This is a genomic window from Micromonospora sp. GCM10011542 (assembly GCF_042650685.1).
In the GTDB taxonomy this organism is placed as follows: Bacteria; Actinomycetota; Actinomycetes; order Mycobacteriales; family Micromonosporaceae; genus Micromonospora.
The window spans coordinates 138117-162737 of the sequence record NZ_JBHSBO010000050.1; the positions used below are offsets into that span (position 1 = coordinate 138117).

The window sequence follows — 24621 nt, forward strand, 5'->3', positions numbered from 1 at the left end:
CTCTCCGGAGCCTCTCGTGCGCATCCTGCTGCTGTCCACCGCCGACACCGACCTGCTGGCCGCCCGGGCCAGTGGCGCCGACTACCGACTGGCGAACCCCGCCCGCGTCGCCGCCGACGCGGTACCCGCCCTGCTCGACGGGGTGGACCTCGCCGTCGTACGCCTGCTCGGTGGCCGGCAGGCGTGGCCGGACGGCCTGGCCGAGGTGCTCGCCAGCGGCGTACCCACGGTGGTGCTCGGTGGTGAGGCGGTGCCCGACGCGGAGTTGATGGCGGTCTCCACCGTGCCGTCCGGGGTGGTCACCGAGGCGCTGTCCTACCTGGTCGAGGGCGGGCCGGAGAACCTGGGGCAGCTCGCCCGGTTCCTCTCCGACACGGTGCTGCTCACCGGCGAGGGCTTCGCCCCGCCCGCACCCACTTCCGCGTACGGCGTGCACGGCGACCCGGCGGCCGATCCGGAGCGGCCCACCGTGGGGATCGTCTTCTACCGGGCGCACGCGCTTGCCGGAAACACCGGCTTCGTCGACGTGCTGGCCGACGCGGTACGCGCCGCCGGGGGCAACCCGCTGCCGATCTTCTGCGGCTCGCTGCGCGGGCTGACCGTCGGCGCGGGTCCGCTGGGACTCTTCGCGCGCTGCGACGCGCTGCTGGTCACGGTGCTCGCCGCCGGTGGCGCGGTGGCCGCGGACGCCTCCGGCGGTGGCGACGAGGACGCCTGGGACGTCGGCGCGCTGGCCGCGCTGGACGTGCCGGTCATCCAGGCGCTCTGCCTGACCAGCACCCGCGAGCAGTGGGCCGGCAGTGACGCGGGACTGTCCCCGTTGGACGCCGCCATGCAGGTGGCCATTCCCGAGTTCGACGGCCGGATCGTCACCGTGCCGTTCTCGTTCAAGCGGATCGACGCCGACGGGCTCTCGGTCTACGCCGCCGATGCGGAGCGCGCCGCCCGGGTGGCCGGCATCGCGGTGCGCCACGCGCGGCTGCGGCACGTGCCCAACGCCGACAAGCGCGTCGCCGTGGTGCTCAGCTCCTACCCGACCAAGCACTCCCGGGTCGGCAACGCGGTCGGCCTGGACACCCCGGCCTCGGCGGTCCGGCTGTTCGCCGCGCTGGCCGACGCCGGCTACCACCTGGGTGACGGCCCGGTCCCGGACGACGGCGACGCGCTGATCCACGCGCTGATCGCCGCGGGCGGGCACGACGTGGAGTGGCTCACCCCGGAGCAGCTCGCCGCCGCCGAGGCCCGGGTGCCGGGGGAGACGTACCGGCGCTGGTTCGACCAGGTGCCCGCCGAGCTGCGCGAGCGGATGCGGGAGCACTGGGGTGAGCCGCCCGGTGAGCTCTACACCGACGGCGGGGACATCGTGCTCGCCGGGCTGCGCTTCGGCAACGTGGTGCTGCTGATCCAGCCGCCGCGCGGCTTCGGGGAGAACCCGATCGCCATCTACCACGACCCGGACCTGCCGCCCAGCCACCACTACCTGGCCGCGTACCGCTGGCTGGCCGCGCCGGTCGCGGACGGCGGCTTCGGCGCCGACGCCGTGGTCCACCTGGGCAAGCACGGCACCCTGGAGTGGCTGCCCGGCAAGGGGCTCGGCCTGGCCGCCGACTGCGCCCCCGACGCGGTCCTCGGCGACCTCCCGCTGGTCTACCCGTTCATCGTCAACGACCCCGGCGAGGGCACCCAGGCCAAGCGGCGCGCGCACGCCGTCGTGGTCGACCACCTGGTGCCGCCCATGGCCCGCGCCGAAACCTACGGCGACCTGGCCAAACTGGAACAACTGCTCGACGAGTACGCCACCGTGCAGGCCCTCGACCCGGCAAAGGTGCCCACCGTGCGGGCGCAGATCTGGGACCTGGTACGCGCCGCCGAGCTGCACCACGACCTGCACGCCGAGGCGATGCCCGACGCCGACGACTTCGACGACTTCGTGCTGCACCTGGACGGCTACCTGTGCGAGATCAAGGACGTGCAGATCCGCGACGGCCTGCACATCCTCGCCGAGGCGCCCACCGGCGAACCGCGGATCAACCTGGTCCTCGCGGTGCTGCGCGCCCCGCAGGTCTGGGGCGGCACCCGCGCCCTGCCCGGCCTGCGGCAGGCGCTCGCCGGCGCGTACGGGCTCGACGAGCAGGAACTGCTCGCCTCGCCGGGACAGCGGCTGAGCCTGCCGGCGGCGCTGACCGACATCGTCGACGGGCCGTCCGGCACCGCCGCCGACGCCGTCGACCTGATCGAGGCGGTCGCCCGTCGGCTGGTCGTGGGCATGGAGACCCTGGACTGGGACGCCGAGGCGGTCGACGCCGTTGTCGCGGAGGTGACCGGGCGACCCATCCCGGACGCCGCCGCCGTTCTGCGCTTCGCCGCCACCGAACTGGTGCCCCGGCTGGCGCGGACCACCGACGAGATGGCCCACACCCTCGGCGCGCTGGACGGTCGGTTCGTGCCACCCGGCCCGTCCGGCTCACCGACCCGCGGCCTGGTCAACGTGCTGCCCACCGGCCGCAACTTCTACTCCGTCGACCCGAAGGCCATCCCCAGCCGCAACGCCTGGGACGTGGGCGTGGCCCTGGCCGACTCGCTGCTGGCCCGGCACCTCGCCGACACCGGCGCGTACCCCCGCTCGGTGGGGTTGACCGTGTGGGGCACCAGCGCCATGCGCACCCAGGGCGACGACATCGCCGAGGTGCTCGCCCTGCTCGGCTGCCGCCCGGTGTGGGACGACCGGTCCCGACGGGTCACCGGCGTCGAGGTGGTGCCGCTGGCGGAGCTGGGCCGGCCCCGCGTCGACGTCACCGTGCGCATCTCCGGGTTCTTCCGCGACGCGTTCCCGCACGTCGTGGCGCTGCTCGACGACGCCGTACGGCGGGTCGCCGCGCTGGACGAGCCGGACGCGGAGAACTACGTCCGGGCGCACGTCGCCGCCGACCTCGCCGAGCACGGCGACGAGCGGCGGGCCACCGCCCGGATCTTCGGCTCCAAGCCCGGGGCGTACGGCGCGGGTCTGCTGCCGCTGATCGACGCCCGCACCTGGCGCAGCGACGCCGACCTCGCCGAGGTGTACGCGGTGTGGGGCGGCTACGCCTACGGCCGGGGCCTGGACGGGCGTGAGGCGCGGGCCGACATGGAACGCTCGTTCGCCCGGATCGCGGTGGCCGTGAAGAACCAGGACACCCGCGAGCACGACATCGTCGACTCCGACGACTACTTCCAGTACCACGGCGGGATGGTGGCGATGGTCCGCCACCTCACCGGCGCCTCGCCCGAGGCGTACGTCGGTGACTCGGCGATGCCGCACGACGTGCGTACCCGCACGCTGGGCGAGGAGACCCGGAGGGTGTTCCGGGCCCGGGTGGTCAACCCGAAGTGGATCGCCGCGATGCGCCGGCACGGTTACAAGGGCGCCTTCGAGCTGGCCGCCACCGTGGACTACCTGTTCGGCTACGACGCCACCGCCGGCGTGGTCGACGACTGGATGTACGAGCACCTGACCGCCGCGTACGTCTTCGACGACACCACCCGCGAATTCCTGGAGCGGTCCAACCCGTGGGCACTGCGCGGCATCACCGAGCGGCTGCTGGAGGCCGCCGACCGGGGCCTGTGGGCCAAACCCGAGCCGGCGACCCTGGACCGGCTCCGCGACACGTACCTGGCCAGCGAGGGCGACCTGGAGGAGCACGCATGACCACCTACCCGTTCAGTGCCGTGCTCGGCATGGCCGACATGCGGCTGGCGCTGCTGCTCAACGCCGTCTCCCCGGCGATCGGCGGGGTCCTCGTCCGTGGTGAGAAGGGCACCGCCAAGTCCACCGCCGTGCGTGCGCTCGCCGCGCTGCTGCCGCCGGTGCGGCGGGTGGCGGGCTGCCGGTTCGGCTGCGACCCGGCCGACCCCGATCCGGCCTGCCCGGACGGCCCGCACCCGGCCGGCACCGCCGCCGAGACCGGGCCGGCCCGGCTGGTCGAGCTGCCGGTCGGCGCCGCCGAGGACCGGGTGGTCGGCTCGCTGGACCTGGAGAAGGCCCTCGGCGAGGGGGTACGCGCCTTCGAGCCGGGCCTGCTGGCCGCCGCGCACCGCGGCGTGCTCTACGTCGACGAGGTCAACCTGCTGCACGACCACCTGGTCGACCTGCTGCTCGACGCCGCGGCGATGGGCCGCAGCCACGTCGAGCGGGAGGGCGTATCGGTCAGCCACGCCGCCCGGTTCCTCCTGGTCGGCACCATGAACCCGGAGGAGGGGGAGCTGCGCCCGCAGCTGCTCGACCGGTTCGGGCTCACCGTCGAGGTCGGCGCCAGCCGAGACCCGGAGGTCCGGGTCGAGGTGGTCCGCCGCCGGCTCGCCGCCGACGCCGATCCGGCCGGCTTCGCCGCCCGTTGGGCCGACGCCGACGCGCGGATCGCCCGTCAGGTGGCCGCCGCCCGGCACCGGCTCGCCCGGGTACGGCTGCCGGACTCCTCGCTGCGCCAGATCGCCGAGGTATGCGCCGCGTTCGACGTGGACGGCATGCGCGCCGACATCGTCACCGCCCGTACCGCGATGGCGCACGCCGCCTGGCACGGCCGGGACCGGGTGACCATCGACGACGTCCGGGTGGCCGCCCGGCTGGCCCTGCCGCACCGCCGCCGCCGCGACCCGTTCGACACCCCCGGCCTGGACGACAAGCGCCTCGACGAGGCGTTGCAGCGCGCCCAGGACGAACACCCCGACGACGACCCGGACGACGGCGGCCCCGACGGCCACGACCCGGACGGCGGCAGCCCGCAGGACGGCGGCCCAGGTGGCCCAGGTGGCCCAGGTGGCCCTGGCGGTCCGGGTGGCCCTGGCGGTCCGGGTGGCCCTGGCGGTCCGGGTGGTCCCGGTGGCTCGGATGGGACCCCTGAGGACGGTCGTGGCTTCGGCGGGGGCGACCCGGACGGGCGTGGCACCGACGGCACCGACCGACGTGAACCCGGTGGGGGTCCGACCGCCGGGGACAGCGGGCCGCACAGCCCCGCCGGGTGGCCGGAGGACGGCTGGGACGGGCGAGCTGACGGTGGTCGGCCGGGCGACGGCGACGACCAGCGCAGTGGCCAACCCCGTCCGGGCGACGCCGGCGCCGGTGGTCAGTCGGTGGCCGTACCCCGGGGTGGGCTGAAGGCGCGGCTGCTCACCGCGCCCGGGGTCGGCGACGGGGTGCCCGGTCGGCGGTCCCGCGCCCGCACCGGGCGAGGGCGCACCACCGGCGCCCGGGTGCCGGTCGGTCGGGTGGCCGCGCTGCACCTGCCGGCCACGGTCCGCGCGGCCGCGCCGCATCAGGCGGCCCGGGGCCGGCGCACCGGCCCGCTGCGGCTGCGCCCGGACGACGTGCGCGAGGCGGTCCGGGAGGGGCGCGAGGGCAACCTGGTGCTGTTCGTGGTGGACGCCAGCGGGTCGATGGGGGCCCGCGAGCGGATGACGGCGGTCAAGGATGCGGTGCTCGCCCTGCTCACCGACGCGTACCAGCGGCGGGACAAGGTGGCGGTGATCGCCTTCCGGGGTAGCGGGGCACGCACCCTGCTGCCGGCCACCTCGTCGGTGCTGGCCGCCTCGATCCGGCTGGCCGAGCTGCCCACCGGCGGGCGTACCCCGCTGGCCGAGGGACTGCTCGCCGCGGCCGACCTGCTGCGGGTGGAGCGGCTGCGCGACCCGAAGCGCCGTCCCCTGGTCCTGGTCGTCACCGACGGCCGGGCCACGGCGGGCGAGCGCCCGCTGGACCGGGCAGCCGCGGCGGCGGCGGTCCTCGCCGCCACCGGCGCACCCTGCGTCGTCGTCGACTGCGAATCCGGCCCGGTCCGCCTGAACCTGGGCCGCCGCCTGGCCACCCAACTCAAGGCTCCCCACCACCCCCTGGACGCCGTCACCACCGCGCCGCTCGCCGAGATCGCGACCGGCGCCGCCACCACCGACAGGAGAGATCGCTGATGCCGCAGGGGAAGCCTTCCACCGTGCCCGCCGACGGGTTGACCACCCGGCAGCGGCGGCACCGACCGCTGCTCGTCGTCCACACCGGACAGATGAAGGGGAAGTCCACCGCCGCCTTCGGGCTGGCGCTGCGGGCCTGGACCGCCGGCCTGCCGATCGGGGTGTTCCAGTTCGTCAAGAGCGCCAAGTGGCGGGTGGGGGAGGAGAACGCCTTCCGCGCGCTGGGTGAGGTGCACGAGCGCACCGGTCAGGGCGCACCGGTGGCCTGGCACAAGATGGGCGAGGGCTGGTCCTGGATCCAGCGCGGCGGCGAGGCCGACCACGCGGCCGACGCCCTGGAGGGCTGGCGGCAGGTCCAGCGCGACCTGGCCGCCCAGCGGTACGGGCTGTACGTGCTGGACGAGTTCACCTACCCGATGAAATGGGGCTGGGTGGACGTCGACGAGGTGGTCGCCACCCTGGCCGACCGGCCCGGCTTCCAGCACGTGGTGATCACCGGTCGGGACGCCGATCCCCGCCTGGTCGACGCGGCCGACCTGGTCGCCGAGCTGACCAAGGTGAAGCACCCGATGGACGCGGGCCAGAAGGGCCAGAAGGGCATCGAATGGTGACCGGCCCGGCGACGCCGTCGGTGCTCACCGGGCTGCGGCCGACCGACCCGGCGACGCCCTGGGCGCTGCCCCGGGTGGTGGTGGCCGCACCGGCCAGCGGGCACGGCAAGACCACCGTGGCCACCGGGCTGCTCGCTGCGCTGCGCCGTCGCGGCCTGACCGTCAGCCCGCACAAGGTCGGCCCGGACTACATCGACCCCGGCTACCACGCGCTCGCCGCCGGCCGGTCCGGCCGCAACCTCGACCCCTTCCTGGTCGGCGCGGAGCGGATCGCCCCGCTGCTGCGGCACGGCGCGAGCGTCCCCACGCCCGCCGACGTCGCGGTGGTGGAGGGCGTGATGGGCCTGCACGACGGCGCGGTCGGCCGGCGGAGCTTCGCCTCCACGGCGCACGTCGCCCGGCTCATCGACGCACCGGTGCTGCTGGTGCTCGACACCACCGCACAGGGCCGCTCGGCCGCCGCGCTCACCCTCGGCATGGCCGCCTTCGACCCGGCGGTGCGCATCGGCGGGGTGATCCTCAACCGGGTCGGCTCGCCCCGGCACGAGATGCTGCTGCGCGACGCGCTGGCGGAGGTGGGCGTACCGGTGCTCGGGGCGGTCACCCGGGCCGCCGAGGTGGCCGCCCCGGCCCGGCACCTCGGCCTCGTCCCGGTCGCCGAGCGGGCACCCGAGTCCCTCGCGATCGTCGCCGCCCTCGCCGAGCTGATCGAGTCCACGGTGGACCTGGATGCCGTGCTCGACCTGGCCCGGACCGCCCCGCCGCTCACCGCGCCCGCCTGGGACCCGGTCGCCGCCGTCGGCGGCCCGGCCGGCGGGGACCGTCCGCTGGTCGCGGTCGCCGGTGGCCCGGCGTTCACCTTCTCGTACGCGGAGACCACCGAACTGCTCACCGCGGCCGGCGCCGACGTGGTCACCGTCGACCCGCTGCGCGACCCGGCGCTGCCCACCGGCACCCGCGCGGTGGTCGTCGGCGGCGGCTTCCCCGAGGCGTACGCCCAGGAGCTGGCCGGCAACACGGCACTCCGCGCCGAGCTGGCCGCCTTCGACGGGCCGATCGTGGCCGAGTGCGCCGGGCTGCTCTACCTCGGCCGGTCCCTGGACGACGCGCCCATGTGCGGGCGGCTCGACCTGACCGCCCGGATGACCGGCCGGCTGACCCTCGGCTACCGGGAGGCGGTCGCGGCCACCGACTCCCCGGTCGCCCCGGCCGGCGAGCCGGTACGCGGCCACGAGTTCCACCGCACCACCACCGACCCGGGGCACGGCGAGCGGCCGGCGTGGCGCTGGGACGGCGCGGCGCACGGCTTCGTCGCCGGCGGGGTGCACGCCTCCTACCTGCACACCCACTGGGCCGGCTACCCGGCCGCCGCCCGCCGCCTGGTCGAGGCGTGCCGATGACCGCCGACCACGTTGCCGGCCGATCCGGGTCGGCGGAGACGACCCTGACCGGGGTCGGTGTCGGGCCCGGCGACCCGGAACTGCTCACCGTCAAGGCGGTGCGGGTGCTGCGCGCGGCCGACCTGGTCTTCGTACCCGTGATGGCGGATCGGGACGATTCGACCGCGACGGCCGGTGCGCCGGACGTCGGGCGGGCCGAGCGGACCGTGCTGGCTCACGTCGCGGCGCACCGGCTGCGCCGGCTGCCGTTCGCGCTGGACGACCGGGGCGGCGTGACGCCGCGGCGGGCCGCCGCGTGGGACGCCGCCGCCCAGATCGTGGCCGAGGCGGTCGACGCGGGCGCCCGGTCGCTCGCCTTCGCCACCATCGGCGACCCGAACATCTACTCGACCTTCGGCTACCTCGCGCAGAGCCTGCGGGCGCTGCGCCCGGCGGTGCGGGTGGCCACCGTGCCCGGCATCACCGCCATGCAGGAGCTGGCCGCCCGCAGCGGCACCCCGCTCTGCGAGGGACGCGAGCCGCTGACCCTGCTGCCGGCCACCGCCGGGCTGGCGCTCTTCGCCGACGCGCTGGCCGGCCCGGGCACCGTCGTCGCCTACAAGGGCTGGCGGCGGCACCCGGAGCTGGTCGGCGAGCTGCGCCGGCAGGGCCGGCTCACCGACGCCGTGCTCGGTCGCGGCCTCGGGCTGCCCGGCGAGTGGATCGGCCCGGTCGACGAGGCCGAGCACGACCTGCCGTACCTGTCGACGCTGCTGGTCCCGGCCCGCCGGGACGGGCGAGGAGGAAAACTGTGACCAACACCGGCAAGGTGTGGTTCGTCGGGGCCGGTCCCGGCGCGGCGGACCTGCTGACCCTGCGGGCGGCCCGGGTGATCGCCGAGGCCGACGTGGTGATCTGGGCGGCCAGCCTGGTGCACGCCGACGTGCTCGGCCACGCCCGCCCGGACGCGGAGATCGTCGACTCCTCGCAACTGCCCATCGAGGGGGTGCTGCCGCTGTACGAGCGGGCCGCCGAGCGGGGGCTCACGGTGGCCCGGATCCACTCCGGCGACCCGGCGCTCTGGGGCGCGGTGCAGGAGCAACTGGACCTGTGCCGGGCGCTCGGCCTGGCCGTCGAGATCGTGCCCGGGGTCTCGTCGTTCACCGCCGTCGCGGCGATCGTCGGGCGGGAGCTGACCGTCCCCGAGGTCGCCCAGTCGGTGATCCTCACCCGACTCGAGGGTGGCAAGACCCCGATGCCGCAGGGGGAGCGGGTCCGCGACTTCGCCCGCCACGGCACCACCATGGCGCTGTTCCTCTCCGCCGCCCGCTCCGGGCAGGTGCAGGCCGAGCTGCTCGCCGGCGGTTACCCGGCGGACACCCCGGCGGTGGTCGCGTACCAGGCGACCTGGCCGGACGAGCTGGTGGTGCGCTGCACGGTGGGCACGCTGGAGGCGACGGTCAAGGAGCATCGGCTCTGGAAGCACACCCTCTTCCTGGTCGGGCCGGCGCTGGCCGCCACCGGCACCCGCTCGCACCTGTACCACCCCGGGCACTTCCACACCTACCGCCGGGCCGAGCCGGCCGCCCGCGCCGAGCTGCGCCGCCGCGGCGCGTCCCGCCCCGCCGCCGAAACCACCGCCCGCCTGGCCGACACGGTGGGCGGTTCCGAGTGACGTACCCGGAACCGCCGCTGCGGGAGCCGGATCTGCCGCGGACCGCGAAGGTCCGGCCCACCGCGCTGCGCACCGGCTGGACCACCGGCGCCTGCGCGACGGCGGCGGCCAAGGCGGCGGTGACCGCGCTGGTCACCGGTGCGCCGCAGCCCGAGGTGGAGATTGGGCTGCCGGCCGGGCAGCGGGTCCGCTTTCCGGTCGCCCGCTGCGAGCTGACCGGCGTCCCGCCGGAGCGCGCCGAGGCGGTCGTGGTCAAGGACGCCGGCGACGACCCGGACGTCACCCACGGCGCGGAGTTGACCGCCACCGTCGACTGGGCCGAGGCCCCCGGGCTGCGTCTGGCCGGCGGGCCGGGCGTCGGCACGGTCACCAAGCCGGGTCTGGGGCTCGCCGTCGGCGGTCCGGCGATCAACGACACCCCGCGCCGCATGATCAACCAGGCGGTGGCCGAGGTGGTCGACCTGGCCGAGGTCGGCGTCCAGGTGGTGATCAGCGTCCCCGGGGGCGAGATCATGGCACGGAAGACCACCAACCGGCGCCTCGGCATTCTCGGCGGCATCTCGATCCTCGGCACCACCGGGATCGTCCGTCCCTTCTCCACCGCCTCCTGGCGGGCCAGCGTCGTGCAGGCGGTGCACGTCATGGCCGCGCAGGGCGAGCGGACCGTGGTGCTCTGCACCGGCGGACGCACCGAGCGGGCCGCCCGCGCGCTGCTGCCGGAGCTGCCCGAGGTCTGCTTCGTCGAGGTGGGTGACTTCACCGGCGCGGCGGTCACCGCCGCCGTCGCCGACGGCATGACCGGCGTGGTGTTCGTCGGCATGGCCGGCAAGCTGGCGAAGCTTGCCGCCGGCATCCTGATGACCCACTACACCCGCTCCAAGGTGGACCTCTCCCTGCTCGGTGCCGTCACCGCCGAGGCCGGGGGCGACCCGGCGCTTGTCGCCGCGGTGACCGGGGCGAACACCGGTCGGCACGCGTACGAGCTGTGGGAGGCCGCCGGGCTGCTCGGCCCGGCCGGGGACCTGCTCTGCCAGCGGGTCCGCCAGGTGCTGCTGCGCTTCGCCGGGCACGCCGTCACGGTGGACGTGGCGATGGTCGACTTCGCCGGCAGTCGCACGGTCGCCTCCACCGGCCGGTGGTTGCGATGAGCACGGTGACCGTGGTCGGCCTGGATGCGGCCGGCGCGCCGGCGCACCCCGCCCTGGCACCGGCCCTCGCCGCCGCCGGGCTGGTGGTCGGCGCCGCCCGGCACCTGGCCGCGGTGCCCGTACCGCCCGGCGCCGCCACCGTCACCCTCGGGCCGCTCGCCCCCGCCGTGGACCGGCTGGCCACCGCCGTCGCCGCCGGCGTACCCGCCGTGGTGCTGGCCAGCGGCGATCCCGGCCTGTTCGGCATCGTCCGGCGGCTGCGCGCGGCCGGGCTGCCGCTGCGGGTGGTGCCGGCGGTGTCCAGCGTAGCCGCCGTCTTCGCCCGCGCCGGGCTGCCCTGGGACGGCGCCGCCGTGGTCACCGCGCACGGCCGGGACCCGCGGCCGGCGCTGAACGCCTGTCGGGCGCTGCCGCTGGTGGCGGTGCTCACCGCCCCGGGCACCGGGGCCGCCGAGGTGGGCGCCGGGCTGGCCGGCTGGGCCCGCCGGCTGCTGGTCGCCGAGCACCTGGGCACCGACGCCGAACGGATCCGCGAGGTCACTCCCGAGCAGGCCGCCGCCGAGACGTGGGCCGACCCGCACGTGCTGCTCAGCCTCGCCACACCCGATCCCGGCGGGATGCGGTGGGACAACCAGCCGGCCGCCGCGCCGGTCGGTGGCTGGGCGCTGCCGGAGAGCGCCTACGCCCACCGCGACTCCATGATCACAAAGTCGGAGGTGCGCGCCCTCGTCGTTGCCCGGCTGCGGCCCCGGCTGGGCCGGCTGGTGTGGGACGTCGGCGCGGGCAGCGGATCGGTAGGCATCGAGTGCGCCCTGCTCGGCGCGGCGGTGCTCGCCGTCGAGCAGGACGTCGAGGCCGCCGACGCGATCCGGGCCAACGCCGCCGCGCACGCCGTCGACGTCCGGCTGGTCACCGGCCGGGCCCCGGCGGCGCTGGCCGGGCTGCCCGAACCGGACGCGGTCTTCGTCGGCGGGGGCGGCACCGATGTCCTCGCCGCCGTGGTGGCCCGCCGCCCCGGCCGGGTGGTGCTCACCCTCGCTGCCCTGGACCGGGTCGCGCCGGCCGTGGCGCTGCTGCGCGCCGCCGGCTACACGGTCGAGGGCAGCCAGCTCTCCGCCGCCCGCCTCGCCGACCTGCCGGGCGGGTCGATCCGCCTCGCGGCCACCAACCCGGTGGTCGTCCTCACCGGGGAGCGCCCGTGCACGACCTGACCTCGCACGCCCGGATCGGCCTGGTCGCGGCGACCGCAGCCGGCCGGAGACACGCCCGTACCGTCGCCGCCGCCTGGCCGCACGCCCGGCTGGTCGAGGGGGATGGCGTCACCGACGCGCTGCGGACCGCCTGGGCCGGGTGTGACGCGGTGGTCGCGTTCCTGGCCACCGGCGCGGTGGTGCGGATCCTCGCGCCGTTGCTCGGCGACAAGCGCACCGACCCGGCCGTGGTGGTCGTCGACGAGGCGGCTCGGCACGCCGTGGCCCTGCTCGGTGGGCACGCCGGCGGCGGCAACGCCCTCGCCGAGGCCGTCGGCGCGCTGCTCGACGCGCGGCCGGTGATCACCACCGCCACCGACGCGGTCGACCTGCCCGGCCTGGACACCCTGGGCTGGCCGGTGGAGGGCGCCGTCGCCGCGGTCTCCCGGGCCATCCTGGACGGCGAACCGGTCCGCCTGGTCGCCGACGCCGACTGGCCGCTGCCCGCCCTGCCGTCGAACGTCCAGCCCCGGGCCAGCGCCGCATCCGCCGGCACCGGGAGCGTCGCCACCGGCGGCGACGGTGCGGTGCCGTCCGGCGGGTACCGGCTGCTGGTCACCGACCGGCTGGTGCCGCTCGACGACCGGACCGCCGTGCTGCGACCCCCGTCGCTGGTCGCCGGGATCGGGGCCAGCCGCAGCGTGCCCGCCGACGAGGTGCGCGACCTGCTGCACCGGGTGCTGGCCGAGGCCGGCCTCAGCCCGGCTAGCCTGCGCTGCCTGGCCAGCGCCGACGTCAAGGCCGACGAGGTGGGCATCGTGAGCACCGCCGACCTGCTCGGCGTACCCCTGGTGACCTGGCCCGCGACGCGGCTGGCGGCGGTGGACGTGCCGCACCCCAGCGAGGTGGTGCGCGCGGCGGTCGGCACGCCGAGCGTCGCCGAGGCCGCCGCGCTGCTCGGCGCCGACGGACGGCCGGGCGCCGCCGAGCTGCTGGTGCCGAAGACCGCCACGGCGATGGCGACCGTGGCGGTGGCGCGGCACGCGCCGCGCGGCCGGCTCGCCGTGGTCGGGCTCGGGCCGGGCGCGGCCGACCTGCGCACCCCGCGCGCGGTCGCCGAGCTGCGTCGGGCCGCCGTGGTGGTCGGCCTGGACCAGTACGTCGACCAGGTGCGCGACCTGCTGCGCCCGGGCACGCGGGTGCTGGCCAGCGGACTGGGCGCGGAGGAGGCGCGGGCCCGGGCCGCCGTCGCCGAGGCCGCCGCCGGCCGGGCGGTCGCGCTGGTCGGGTCCGGCGACGCGGGGGTGTACGCGATGGCCAGCCCCGCCCTGGAGTACGCCGACGAGCGGATCGACGTGGTCGGCGTGCCCGGGGTGACCGCCGCGCTGGCCGCCGGCGCGCTGCTCGGCGCTCCGCTCGGCCACGACCACGCGTACCTGAGCCTGTCCGACCTGCACACCCCGTGGGAGGTCATCGAGCGCCGGGTGACCGCCGCCGCCGAGGGCGACTTCGTGGCGTTGTTCTACAACCCGCGCAGCCGGGCCCGGGACTGGCAGCTCGGCCGGGCCCTGGCGATCCTCGCCGCGCACCGACCGCCGGACACCCCGGTCGGCGTGGTGCGCAACGCCAGCCGCGACGGCGAGCGGGTGCATCTGGCCACCCTGGCGACCCTCGACCCCGCGGCGGTCGACATGTACAGCGTGGTGGTGGTGGGCAGCAGCGACACCCGGCTGGTCGCCGGTCGGATGGTCACGCCCCGGGGGTACCGGTGGCGCTCGTGACCATCGGCGCCTGCCAGGGCTGCGGCGCCTGCCTGCTCACCTGTCCCACGCACGCGATCCGGCCGGTCGCCGGCGGCCTGACCGTCCGCGCCGACCGCTGCACCGGCTGCCTGGAGTGCCTGGAGATCTGCCCGGTGGACGCGATCCGCGTCGCCGACCCCGAAGAACGTGGAGGAATCCGATGAGTACGACCGCCGTCAGCACCGCACCCCCGGTTGGCCGGTGGAGCCGCGCCGAACGGGCCCGCCTGGGCGGCATCGTGCTCGCCGTCGCGGTGCTGCACATCGCCGGCTGGAGCCTCTACCTGTACTGGAACGACCAGCCCGCGGCGGCCGGCGGGCTGGCCGGCGCCGGCACCCTGGCGTACGTGCTGGGCGTGCGGCACGCCTTCGATGCCGACCACATCGCCGCGATCGACGACACCACCCGGCTGATGCTGCTGCGCGGCCGGCGACCGGTGGGCGTCGGCTTCTTCTTTGCCCTCGGGCACAGCGCGGTGGTGCTGCTGCTGGCCCTGGTCGTCGGCCTGGCCTCGACGAACCTCAGCGGGGCGGGACTGGTGCAGGCCCGCGAGCTGGGCGCCACCGTCGCCATGGCGACCGCCACCGTGTTCCTGGCGCTGGTCGCGGTGCTCAACGCGGTGGTGCTGGGCGGGCTGGCCCGACTGTGGCGCCGGTTGCGCCACGGCGCCCTCGACGAGCGGGAGCTGGACCTGCAACTGCTCAACCGCGGGCTGATGCAGCGGGTGCTCGGCGGTCGGGCCCGGTCGCTGGTGCGCTCCTCGTGGCACATGGCGCCGGTCGGCTTCCTCTTCGGCCTCGGCCTGGAGACCGCCAGCGAGGTGACCCTGCTGGCGCTGTCGGCGAGCACCGCCTCGGCAGGCGGCCTGCCGGTGCTGGCCCTGCTCACCCTGCCGCTGCTCTTCGCCGCCGGAATGTCCGCCATGGACACCGCGGACAGCCTGCTGATGAGCCGTGCATACTCCTGGGCGTACCGGCAGCCGGCCCGGCGGCTCTACTACAACCTGGCCACCACCGCGATGACGGTGCTGGTCGGTGCCGTGGTGGCCAGCGTCTACCTGTCCGGCCTGCTGGTCGACCACCTCGGGATGACCGCGCTGGCCGGGTACGCCGCCGTCGCCGACCACTTCGAGCAGCTCGGGTACGTGGTGGTGGGGCTCTTCGTCGCCTCCTGGCTGGGCGCGGTCGCGCTGTGGAAGCTGCGCGGCTACGACCGCCGCTACGGTAACGCGCTGCCCGCCGTGGAGGGGGAGCAGCCGTGAGTCGGGTGGTGCACCCGATCGAGGTGGAGTCGTACCGGATCCTGCGCGAGCGGGTCGATCTCACGCACCTGCCGCCGCTGACCCGGGCGGTGACCGAGCGGGTGGTGCATGCCAGCGCCGACCTCGCGTACGTCGACGAGCTGGTCTGCGACGAGGCGGCGCTGGAGTCGGGGCTGGCCGCGTTGCGCGCCGGCGCGCCCGTGGTCACCGACGTGGCGATGGTCGCCGCCGGGATCACCCGCGCCGGCCGGGAGCTGGTCTGCCCGGTCGCCGAGCCGGCCGCCGCCGAGCTGGGCCGCGCCGCCGGGATCACCCGGTCGGCGGCGGCCGTGCGGATCGCCCTGGACCGGGTCGGTCCGGGCGCGGTCTGGGTGGTCGGCTGCGCGCCGACCGCGCTTGTCGAACTGCTCACCCTGGACGCCGTGCCGGCGCTGGTCGTCGGCCTGCCGGTCGGCTTCGTCGGCGCGGCCGAGTCCAAGGCGGCGCTGCGGGCCAGCGGCCTGCCCGGGGTGTCCAACGTGGGGGAGAAGGGTGGCTCGGCGGTCGCCGCCGCCGCCCTCAACGCCCTGCTCTACGTCGAGGAGAAGCCATGACCGGCCTGGTCATCGTCGGGCACGGCACGCGCAGCGCGGCCGGGGTCGACCAGTTCGCGGCGCTCGTCGAGCGGGTCCGCCGGCGCGGCGTCGTCGCCGACGTCGAGGGTGGCTTCATCGAGCTGTCCCGTCCGCCGCTGACCGACGCCGTCACGGCGCTGGTCGAGCGGGGCCACCGGGCGCTGGTGGCGCTGCCGCTGGTGCTCACCGCGGCCGGGCACGGCAAGGGCGACATCCCCGCCGCGATGGCCCGCGAACAGCAGCGCCACCCCGGGCTGACCTACCGTTACGGCCGTCCGCTGGGACCGCACCCGCTGCTGCACGCCGCCCTCGAGGAGCGGATCGACGCGGCGCTCGCTGGTGCGGATCGGGCCGGCACGGCGCTTGCTGGTGCCGACCGGGCCGGCACGGCGTTTGCTGGTGCCGACCGGGCCGGCACGTGGATCGCGCTGATCGGCCGGGGCTCCACCGACCCGGACGCCAACGCCGAGGTGGCCAAGGTGGCGCGGCTGCTCTGGGAGGGGCGTGGCTACGCCGGTGTCGAGCCGGGGTTCATCTCCCTCGCCGAGCCGTCGGTGCCGCAGGTGCTGGACCGGCTGCGCCGGCTCGGCGCGCGGCGGATCGTGGTGGCGCCGTACTTCCTCTTCGCCGGGGTGCTGCCGGACCGGATCGTGGCCCGTGCAGCGGAGTTCGCCGCCGCCCACCCGGAGCTGGACGTGCGGGTGGCCGACGTCATCGGCGACTGCGACGCGCTGGCCGACCTGGTGCTCGAGCGGCACGCCGAGGCGCTGGGCGGGGACATCCGGATGAACTGCGACACCTGCGCGTACCGGGTGCTGATGCCCGGCTTCGCCGACAAGGTGGGCCGGCCGCAGCGCCCGCACGACCACCCGGACGATCCGGTCGACGGCCACCATCACCACGACGGGCACTCCCATCACCACCACCACGCCGAGCCCGGCTCGGTGGCCGTGGTGGGCGGCGGGCCGGGGCCCGACGACCTGATCACCGTACGCGGCAAGGCGCTGCTGGACGCGGCGGACGTGGTGGTGGTCGACCGGCTGGCCCCGCAGGGCCTGCTGGCCGGGCTGCGCCCCGACGTGCTGGTCGTCGACGCGGCCAAGGTGCCCCGCGGTCCGTCCATGGCGCAGGACGCGATCAACGCGGCGCTGGTGACGCACGCCCGCGCGGGCCGGCGGGTGGTCCGACTCAAGGGCGGCGATCCGTACCTGTTCGGTCGCGGCCACGAGGAGGTGCGCGCCTGCGCGGCGGCCGGGGTGCCGGTGACCGTCGTCCCCGGAGTGAGCAGCGCGTTCGCCGCGCCGGCGCTGGCCGGCGTGCCGGTGACCCACCGCGGCGTCGCGCACGACGTCACCGTGGTCTCCGGGCACCTGCCGCCGGGTGACCCCGATTCGCTTGTCGACTGGGCGGCGCTCGGCCGGGCCCGGGGCACGCTGGTGCTGCTGATGGCGGTGGACACCATCGCCGTGATCGCGGCCGCGCTGGTCGAGCACGGCCGCGCCCCGGAGACCCCGGTGCTGGCCGTGCAGGACGCCGGCCACCCCGGGCAGCGCGCGGTGCCGGCCCGGCTGGACGACATCGGCGCTGTCGCCGCGCGAGAGGACATCCGTCCGCCGGCGGTCTTCGTGGTGGGCCCGGTGGTGGCCCTCAGCTGACCCGCTCCGCGGCGGCCCGCCCGGCTCAGACGTCCGGCTCTCCAGGAACTGGTGGCCTCGCGACCGCGAGGCCACCACTTCGCTGTGCGGGCCGGCAATAACCTCAGGGTATATACGCGAGGTATACACTCGGGTTAGTCTGTCGGCATGAGCGTTCCGCTGACCCTTCTGGGCCTCCTCGAACGGGAGCCCAGCCACGGGTACGACCTGAAGCGCGACTACGACACCTACTTCGGGCGGGGCAAGCCCCTGCCGTTCGGCCAGGTCTACTCCACCCTCAGCCGTCTCGCGCGGGACGGAAAGGTGGTCATCAGCGACGTCGCACCCGGCGCCGGCCCCGACCGCAAGCGCTACATCATCACCGACCTGGGCGCCACCGAGGTCGAGCAGTGGCTCACCCAGCCGGTCGATCCGGAGCCGCACCTGCAGACGGTGCTCTTCGCCAAGGTCGTGCTCGCGCTGATGCTCGACCGACCCGCTGGCGAATACCTCGACACCCAGCGCAGCGCCCACCTGCGGCGGATGCGCGAGCTCACCGAGGTCAAGCGCAACGGCACCCTGGTCGACGCGCTGCTCGCCGACCACGGCCTGTATCACCTGGAGGCGGACCTCCGGTGGATCGAGATGACCGGCGCCCGACTGGACGCCCTGAGGAGAACGGTGCGGCCATGACCGTCGTGATCGAAGCACGCAACGTGGAGTTCTCGTTCGACCAGACCCCCGCGCTGCGCGGCGCGAGCGTCGCCGTGGACGCGGGCGAGATCCTCGCCGTCATGGGCCCCAGCGGCTCGGGCAAGTCGACCCTGCTGCACTGCCTGGCCGGCATCCTGGTGCCGGACTCCGGCGAGATCCTCTTCGACGGGGCCCGGGTCGACGCCCTGACCGAGGCAGAGCGCAGCAGCCTGCGCCGGGACCGCTTCGGGTTCGTGTTCCAGTTCGGCCAGCTCGTCCCCGAACTCACCGCCGTGGAGAACGTCGCCCTACCGCTGCTGCTCAGCGGGGTCCGCCGGGCCGAGGCGCTGCGCAGGGCGTCCGCCTGGTTCGCCCGCCTCGGCCTGGACGGCCTGGAACAGCGCCGCTCCGGGGAGCTGTCCGGCGGGCAGGCGCAACGCGTCGCGCTGGCCCGCGGTCTGGTCGCCGAGCCGCAGGTGCTCTTCGCCGACGAGCCGACCGGCGCGCTCGACTCGCTCACCGGCGAGCAGGTCATGGACCTGCTGGTCACCGCCGCCCGCGAGCAGGGCACCACGGTCATCCTGGTCACCCACGAGCCACGGGTCGCCGCGTACGCCGACCGCGAGGTCATGGTCCGCGACGGACGCGTCAACGCGCCGGACCGGATCGCCTCATGATCGGCTTCGGGCTCCGCCTCGCCCTCGCCGGCGGCCGTGAGGCGCTCACCCGCCTCGCCATCATCGCCGCCGCCGTCGCGGTGGGCACCGGGCTGCTGCTGACCACCCTCGCCGGGGTCAACGCCGTCAACGCGCAGCTCACCCGGTACGCGTCGATATATCCCAGCGCCTCGACCGGCGGCGACGCCGATCCGCTGTGGTGGTCGACCCGGGACGAGTACTTCCACGGCCGGCAGATCATCCGGATCGACGTCGCCGCGACCGGAGCGAGCGCGCCCACCCCGACCGGCATCCCGACCACCCCGCGGCCGGGGGAGTACTACGCCTCGCCCGCGCTGCGGCAGCTGCTGGCCGCCCACCCCGCCGACCAGCTGCGCGACCGCTACCCGGGGCGTGACCTGGGCGCCGTCGGCCCGGCGGCACTGCCCTCACCGGACGCCCTGGTCGCCATCGTCGGCGGCACCCCCGAGAAGGTTGCCGAGCTGCCCCACGCCCGGCAGCTCACCAGCATCGGCGACAGGACTTTCGCGCTCCCCGAGACCACCGTCGACCTCATCCTGGGCGTGGTCGCCGGCGGACTGCTGTTCCCGGTACTCATCTTCATCGGCACGGCCACCCGGCTCAGCGCCGCCCGCCGGGAGCAGCGCTTCGCCGCGATGCGCCTGGTCGGCGCGACGCCGAGGCAGATCTCGGTGGTCGCGGCCGTGGAGGCGACCAGTGCGGCCGTCGTCGGCACCGCGCTGGGCTTCCTCGCCTTCTTCGCGTTCCGCGGCCAGCTCGCCGGCATCCCGTTCACCGGCATGCCGTTCTTCCCCAGCGACATGTCGCTGGGCGTGCTGGACGTCCTGCTCGTCGCGATCGGCGTCCCGGCCGCAGCGGCGGTGGCAGCGCAGGTCTCGCTGCGCCGCGTACGGATCTCGCCGCTGGGCGTCACCCGGCGGGTCACCCCGCGCGCGCCGCGCGCGTACCGCCTGATCCCGATCCTGCTCGGCGTCGCCGTGCTGGTGTTCGCGCTCGGCTACCGGCCCGAGACGTCCGACGGCCAGACCGCCCTGTTCCTGCCCGCTCTGCTGCTCATCATGGCCGGCCTCGTCCTCGCCGGCCCGTGGTTCACGATGGTCGGTGCCCGGATCATGGCCCGGTACGCCAACCGCCCCGCCACGCTCATCGCCGCGCGACGCCTCGCCGACAACCCGAAGGCCGGCTTCCGGGCGATCAGCGGCATCATGCTGGCGCTCTTCGTCACCAGCGTTGCCGTCGGCGTGATCACGACGATCGTCGCGAACCGCGGTCCCGCGCCGATCGGCTCGACCGACGCGGGCACCGTGACCACAGTCTTCACCGAGAAGGCGCCGACGGTGCCCGACACGCTCTTCGCCGAACTGCACGCGATCCCAGGCGTCCGGTCCGCGACCGCCATCCGCGAGAACCCGCACCTGACCAGCTCCGGCGAGGTCGGGGTGGTCGCCTGCACGGACCTCCCGAGCGCGTACGGCCGGTGCGCCGCCGGCGCGACCGTCGCCGAGGTGCCGATGGGCCTCAGCCTCTGGCGGGAGTCGGCGTCGTCCACCAAGGTCTGGCACGCCGCGTCGGTCACGCCCGACGAACTCCACCGGCTACCGGTGTTGTCGATCGTCGTCGGCACGGACGGTTCGGCCGCCGCCGTCGAGCGCACCCGCACCCTGCTCGAGGCCGCCTACCCGACCTTCTGGGTGGGGCCGAACGTGCCCGGCGACTTCGAGTCGGACTTCGCCGCCACGCTGCGCGGCTGGCAGCAACTGGCCAACGTCGTCATCATCGGCAGCCTCGCCCTCGCCGGGTGCAGCCTCGCGGTCAGCGTCATCGGCGGCCTCACCGAGCGCAAGCGACCGTTCAGCCTGCTCCGCCTCAGCGGCGCGCCGGTGCGGGTGCTGCGCCGGGTGGTCGCGTTGGAGAGCGCTGTACCGATGCTCGCCGTCGCCGCGGTGGCCATCGGGATGGGCCTGCTCGCCGCGCACCTGTTCCTCCGGGCGCAGATGGACTACACGCTTGTCGCGCCTGGATCGGGCTTCTATGTGATCGTCATCGCCGGGCTGGCGGCCTGCCTGGGCATCATCGCCTCCACCCTGCCGCTGCTGGAACGCATCACCGGACCGGAGACTGCCCGCAGCGAATAGTCCGCTCGGTGGGGCGGGTAGCTCTCCGGCATGGCTGCCCGCCCCGGGTCCACCTGCTCTCGCTGGGCAACGCGCACGTGAACTGGCACGTCGCGCCGCTTCCGCCGGGTGTGCCGTACCCCGAGCAGCAGTACCACGCGCTGATGGCCGAGAACGGCATCGTGGCGCAGACGCCGGAACAGGTCGCGGATCTCGGCGGGCGGATCCGGGCCGCCCTGGCGCGGCTCGGCTGAGCCGCCGGGTCAGAGTTGCCGGTGGTAGTGGTGCCCACCCGGGTTCGCCCGGGCGGCGGCACCGAGCAGCACGGTCACCCGGCACTCCGGGTCGCCGACGGCGATCCGCTCGTCGAGCAGGACGACCGCATCCTCGCCGGCCCGGGCGGCGATGCCGCCGAAGACGCTGGACGTCATCCGGCACAGCGACGGCGCCTGCCGGACCGTGTCCCCGAAGGGGCAGCGACGGTTGCCGAGCACGATCCGGTCGTCGTCGACCGAGATCACGTAGAAGTCGCCGCCGATGGCCGCCTTCAGCCGCAGGTAGCAGTCGCTGGCCTGCTCGGCGGTGAGCCGGTCCACCAGGCCGCGGGCCCGGCGGTACTCCTCCTCCATCTGGCCGCCGACGGTCGCACCGACCTGGGCGACCATCTGCTCGGCGGAGGCCGGGCCGTTGGCGTTCTCCGCGGTGCGGGCTAGTTCCACCACCAGGGCGCGCAGGAACGCTTCCCGGCCGAACCCGTCCGGGCCGGCCTCGTCGACGCCGGGCAGCGGGTTGACCTGCCGGCGGGGTGGGTCGAAGGACGGCTCCATCCGGCGGGTCACCGGCAGCATCGCCTGCACGCGCTTGCCGGCGTCGCGCTTCGCGACCACCCGCAGGTCCAGGCCGAGCTGGGAGACCAGCCACAGGCCGCGTCCCCGGGTGCTGTCCACCGAGGGCAGGGCGATCCGGTCCAGGGCGAAGGTCGGGCCGAGGTCGTGCACCACGAGCAGTGGCCGCTCGGCCGACCAGTCCACCGACACCCAGACCGGCCCACCCGCGTGTTCCACCGCGTTGCCGACCAGTTCGGAGACGATGAGCGCGGCGTCGTCGACGGTGTCCCCGTCCTGCGCGTGCCGGACCAGGAAAGCGGTGAGTTCGGTGCGCAGCGCACCGGCCGCCGCCGGCGTCGCCGGAGCGAGCAACCATTCCACCTGCGGCACCTCAGCTTCCCCGGTCGGCTCCGGCTGTTCCCCGCCGGCACCCCGCGCCGAGCGGGCGGTCAGGAGGGGCCCGCGGAGCCCGGGTTCGTCGCTTGCGGCAACCATACGCCGACCTGTCCGCAGCCGGTCGCCGGGCCGGATCGCCGGTCGGCGCGGAGGTTCAACCGGTCAGCAGTCGGACCAGGGCGGCGCCGGCCGTCGCGGCGGCCAGCCCGGCGGCGACGCTGCCCAGCGCGTTGGCCAGCGCCGGCCACCGGTGCCCGGTGCGGGCCAGCCGTACCGTCTCGTAGCCGAAGGTGGAGTACGTGGTCAGCGCCCCGCAGAACCCGGTGCCGACCAGCGCGGTGACCGTCGGCCCGGCCGGTAGCCCGAGCACCGCGCCGAGCAGCAGCGAGCCCACCACGTTGACGGTGAGGGTTCCCCACGGAAAGGTCGAGCGGTGCCGGGACTGCACGGCCCGATCCGTCAGGTAGCGCAGCGGCGCGCCGACGGCCGCGCCGAGCGCGATCAGCAGCACGGTCACCGGGGTGCCCGTTTCAGCGCCGCCGCGGCGAGCGCGTCGCCGATCCACACGGCCGCGAGCGCGCCCAGCAGTGTCGCGGCCAGGTACGCCAGTGCCGTCTGCGCGGCGCCGGCCGCCACCGCCCGCTGGACGTCCACCGCGTAGGTGGAGAAGGTGGTGAACCCGCCCAGCACGCCCACACCGAGGAACGGGCGGGCCAGCGGCGGTCCGCCGTCGAGGTGGCCGAGCAGCGCCATCAGCGCGCCGATCAGCAGGCAGCCGCCGACGTTGATGCCGAAGGTCGCCCACGGGAAAGCGGCCGGGTGGTGCGGGAAGGCCGCCTGCAGACCTGCCCGGGCCAGCGCGCCGAGCACCCCACCGGCGGCGATGGCTCCGAGCACCGCCGCCGCGTGCGCGGGCAGCTCCGCCCGGTCGGCGGGTACCCGCAGGTCGACGTCGGGATCGGTGCGCGGCTCGGTCGGTTCTGACAACGAGGCCTCCACCCGGTACACGTGCCCGGTCAAATAGATCTTGGAAGCAGGATGCCCCTACCGGAGCGGATTGGTTCCAAGATCCGAGTATCGCTCGATCCGCACTGGATCGAGTGGAACACCACGGCTGCCCAACGGGCCCGCAGACGTGCGTGGTGTTCCACCGACCGGCGACACCCCGCGTGGTCTCCGAGCGCGAGACCGTGCCGTACCGCCGGGTCGGCCGGAGCTGCGGGGGTCAGGGTCATCGAGCGGCCCTCGGTCAGACGGCGGCCGGGCTGGCCGCCGGCCGCGAGGCGTCCGCCGGCCGCGAGGCGTCCGCCGGCCGCGAGGCGTCCGCCGGCCGCGAGGCGTCCGCCGGCCGCGAGGCGTCCGCCGGCCGCGAGGCGTCCGGCCGGGAGGTCGCATCGGCCCGGCGCTGCGCGGTCAGCAGGACGGCCAGCCCGGCCACGGTGAGTGCGGCGCCGGCCCAGATGGGCGCCCGGAAGCCCCAGCCGGCGGCGATGGTCACCCCACCGACCCAGGCGCCGGAGGCGTTGCCCAGATTGAAGGCCGCGATGTTCGCCCCGGACGCGAGCGTCGGCGCCTGGTGCGCGTACCGCATGATCCGCATCTGCAGCGGCGGGACGGTGGCGAAGCCGAAGCCGCCCATCAGCAGCAGCGCGACGATGGTCAGCGGCCGGCTGCCGGCGGTGAGCGCGAAGCCGGCGAGTACCACGGTGAGCGCGGCCAGCACGGTGACCAGGGTGCGCGACAGGGACCGGTCGGCCGCCCGGCCGCCGAGCAGGTTGCCGGCGAACAGGCCGACCCCGAAGAGCACCAGCAGCCACGGCACGGTCCCGGCGGCGAAGCCGCTGACCTCGGTCAGGGTGTACGCGATGTAGGTGAACGCGCCGAACATGCCGCCGAAGCCGAGGACGGTGACGGCGAGGGAGTACCAGACCTGCGGGTGGGTGAACGCGCGCAGTTCGCCGCGCAGCCCACCGGCCGGGCGGTCCGCGGTGTCGCCGACGCGGGCGGGGACCAGCGCGGCCAGGCCGAGCAGGGCCACCACCCCGACACCGGTGATCGCCCAGAACGTGGACCGCCAGCCGAACTGCTGGCCGAGGAAGGTGCCGAACGGCACGCCGAGCACGTTGGCCGCGGTCAGGCCGGCGAACATCAGCGCGATCGCCCCCGCCCGGCGGGCCGGTGGAACCAGCCCGGCGGCCACCACGGCGCCGATGCCGAAGAACGCCCCGTGGCAGAGCGCGGCGACGATCCGGCCCGCCAGCATGGCGGAGTAGCTGTCGGCGATCGCGGAGAGCAGGTTGCCGAGGATGAACAGGACCATCAGGCCGAGCAGTACGGGCTTGCGGGGCAGCCGGGTGACCGCAGCGGTCAGGGCCACCCCGCCGACGGCCACGCTGAGCGCGTAGCCGGAGATCAACCAGCCGGCGACCGGCTCGGACACGGCGAAGTCGGCCGCCACCTCGGGCAGCAGCCCCATGATCACGAACTCGGTGAGGCCGATGCCGAAGGCGCCGATGGCCAGGGCGAGCAGCGCGGCCCGCGGGGACCGGAAACGGTTGGACATGGTCGTCCCATCGGGGAGGGGTCAGATAGGCGGCGCGTGCAACTACGCGCGTCGACAACCGAATAGTTGCACGCGCTTG

Annotated in this window: 19 protein-coding genes and 2 pseudogenes; 17 read left to right on the forward strand and 4 right to left on the reverse strand. The window is 75.5% G+C overall.

Going from position 1 to position 24621, the window contains the following annotated elements:
- Positions 1-16: 16 nt before the first annotated feature.
- The 17 genes and pseudogenes from cobN (at position 17) to ACFOW4_RS19080 (ending at position 21010) form a co-directional block, all read left to right on the forward strand.
- Positions 17-3685, forward strand: a complete 3669-nt coding sequence (cobN, locus tag ACFOW4_RS19000) for a cobaltochelatase subunit CobN (protein ID WP_377529501.1) — start codon at positions 17-19, stop codon at positions 3683-3685.
- Positions 3682-5937: a VWA domain-containing protein gene (locus ACFOW4_RS19005; protein ID WP_377529502.1), complete on the forward strand. Its 2256-nt coding sequence runs from the start codon at positions 3682-3684 to the stop codon at positions 5935-5937. The genes cobN and ACFOW4_RS19005 overlap by 4 nt, the downstream gene beginning before the upstream one ends.
- On the forward strand, positions 5937-6548 hold the full coding sequence (cobO, locus tag ACFOW4_RS19010) for a cob(I)yrinic acid a,c-diamide adenosyltransferase (protein ID WP_377529505.1): 612 nt from the start codon (positions 5937-5939) through the stop codon (positions 6546-6548). Before ACFOW4_RS19005 ends, cobO begins: the two co-directional genes overlap by 1 nt.
- The gene (locus ACFOW4_RS19015; protein ID WP_377529507.1) at positions 6542-7948 is read left to right on the forward strand and encodes a cobyrinate a,c-diamide synthase; all 1407 of its coding nucleotides are present in this window, start codon (positions 6542-6544) and stop codon (positions 7946-7948) included. Before cobO ends, ACFOW4_RS19015 begins: the two co-directional genes overlap by 7 nt.
- Positions 7945-8742: a precorrin-2 C(20)-methyltransferase gene (cobI, locus tag ACFOW4_RS19020; RefSeq protein WP_377529509.1), complete on the forward strand. Its 798-nt coding sequence runs from the start codon at positions 7945-7947 to the stop codon at positions 8740-8742. Before ACFOW4_RS19015 ends, cobI begins: the two co-directional genes overlap by 4 nt.
- Positions 8739-9602, forward strand: a complete 864-nt coding sequence (gene cobM / locus ACFOW4_RS19025; RefSeq protein WP_377529510.1) for a precorrin-4 C(11)-methyltransferase — start codon at positions 8739-8741, stop codon at positions 9600-9602. Before cobI ends, cobM begins: the two co-directional genes overlap by 4 nt.
- Positions 9599-10666: pseudogene (locus ACFOW4_RS19030) on the forward strand (cobalt-precorrin-5B (C(1))-methyltransferase); the annotation flags it as partial. The gene cobM and the pseudogene ACFOW4_RS19030, both read left to right, overlap by 4 nt.
- Positions 10630-11961 (forward strand): precorrin-6y C5,15-methyltransferase (decarboxylating) subunit CbiE, encoded by a 1332-nt coding sequence (gene cbiE, locus ACFOW4_RS19035; protein ID WP_377529731.1) that lies wholly within the window; start codon positions 10630-10632, stop codon positions 11959-11961. The pseudogene ACFOW4_RS19030 and the gene cbiE, both read left to right, overlap by 37 nt.
- Entirely contained in the window at positions 11949-13721 is a 1773-nt protein-coding gene (gene cobJ, locus ACFOW4_RS19040; protein WP_377529512.1) for a precorrin-3B C(17)-methyltransferase, read from the forward strand. The genes cbiE and cobJ overlap by 13 nt, the downstream gene beginning before the upstream one ends.
- A pseudogene (locus ACFOW4_RS19045) lies at positions 13709-13932 on the forward strand (4Fe-4S binding protein); the annotation flags it as partial. The gene cobJ and the pseudogene ACFOW4_RS19045, both read left to right, overlap by 13 nt.
- 63 nt (positions 13933-13995) lie before the next feature.
- Positions 13996-15003 carry a HoxN/HupN/NixA family nickel/cobalt transporter gene (locus tag ACFOW4_RS19050; RefSeq protein WP_377529733.1) on the forward strand — a complete coding sequence of 336 codons (1008 nt, stop codon included), beginning with the start codon at positions 13996-13998 and terminating at the stop codon, positions 15001-15003.
- Complete coding sequence (locus tag ACFOW4_RS19055; protein WP_377529514.1) at positions 15000-15596, forward strand: precorrin-8X methylmutase; 597 nt, start codon at positions 15000-15002, stop codon at positions 15594-15596. Before ACFOW4_RS19050 ends, ACFOW4_RS19055 begins: the two co-directional genes overlap by 4 nt.
- Positions 15593-17272 carry a uroporphyrinogen-III C-methyltransferase gene (cobA, locus tag ACFOW4_RS19060; RefSeq protein WP_377529517.1) on the forward strand — a complete coding sequence of 560 codons (1680 nt, stop codon included), beginning with the start codon at positions 15593-15595 and terminating at the stop codon, positions 17270-17272. The genes ACFOW4_RS19055 and cobA overlap by 4 nt, the downstream gene beginning before the upstream one ends.
- Positions 17273-17419: 147 nt before the next feature.
- Entirely contained in the window at positions 17420-17944 is a 525-nt protein-coding gene (locus ACFOW4_RS19065) for a PadR family transcriptional regulator (RefSeq protein ID WP_377529519.1), read from the forward strand.
- Positions 17941-18621: an ABC transporter ATP-binding protein gene (locus ACFOW4_RS19070; RefSeq protein WP_377529522.1), complete on the forward strand. Its 681-nt coding sequence runs from the start codon at positions 17941-17943 to the stop codon at positions 18619-18621. Before ACFOW4_RS19065 ends, ACFOW4_RS19070 begins: the two co-directional genes overlap by 4 nt.
- Positions 18618-20777 (forward strand): FtsX-like permease family protein, encoded by a 2160-nt coding sequence (locus ACFOW4_RS19075; protein ID WP_377529523.1) that lies wholly within the window; start codon positions 18618-18620, stop codon positions 20775-20777. Before ACFOW4_RS19070 ends, ACFOW4_RS19075 begins: the two co-directional genes overlap by 4 nt.
- An 8-nt stretch (positions 20778-20785) precedes the next feature.
- Positions 20786-21010, forward strand: a complete 225-nt coding sequence (locus ACFOW4_RS19080) for a hypothetical protein (RefSeq protein ID WP_377529525.1) — start codon at positions 20786-20788, stop codon at positions 21008-21010.
- Positions 21011-21019: 9 nt separating this feature from the next.
- Here ACFOW4_RS19080 and ACFOW4_RS19085 read toward each other — a convergent pair whose 3' ends face one another.
- The 4 genes from ACFOW4_RS19085 to ACFOW4_RS19100 all read right to left on the reverse strand — a co-directional run bounded on the left by ACFOW4_RS19085 (position 21020) and on the right by ACFOW4_RS19100 (position 24542).
- Positions 21020-21964 carry a methanogen output domain 1-containing protein gene (locus ACFOW4_RS19085; RefSeq protein ID WP_377529526.1) on the reverse strand — a complete coding sequence of 315 codons (945 nt, stop codon included), beginning with the start codon at positions 21962-21964 and terminating at the stop codon, positions 21020-21022.
- A gap of 169 nt (positions 21965-22133) precedes the next feature.
- Positions 22134-22496: a fluoride efflux transporter CrcB gene (gene crcB, locus ACFOW4_RS19090; RefSeq protein ID WP_377529529.1), complete on the reverse strand. Its 363-nt coding sequence runs from the start codon at positions 22494-22496 to the stop codon at positions 22134-22136.
- On the reverse strand, positions 22493-22966 hold the full coding sequence (locus ACFOW4_RS19095) for a CrcB family protein (protein ID WP_377529530.1): 474 nt from the start codon (positions 22964-22966) through the stop codon (positions 22493-22495). The genes crcB and ACFOW4_RS19095 overlap by 4 nt, the downstream gene beginning before the upstream one ends.
- A 262-nt stretch (positions 22967-23228) precedes the next feature.
- On the reverse strand, positions 23229-24542 hold the full coding sequence (locus ACFOW4_RS19100) for an MFS transporter (protein WP_377529533.1): 1314 nt from the start codon (positions 24540-24542) through the stop codon (positions 23229-23231).
- Between the last annotated feature and the right edge of the window lie 79 nt (positions 24543-24621).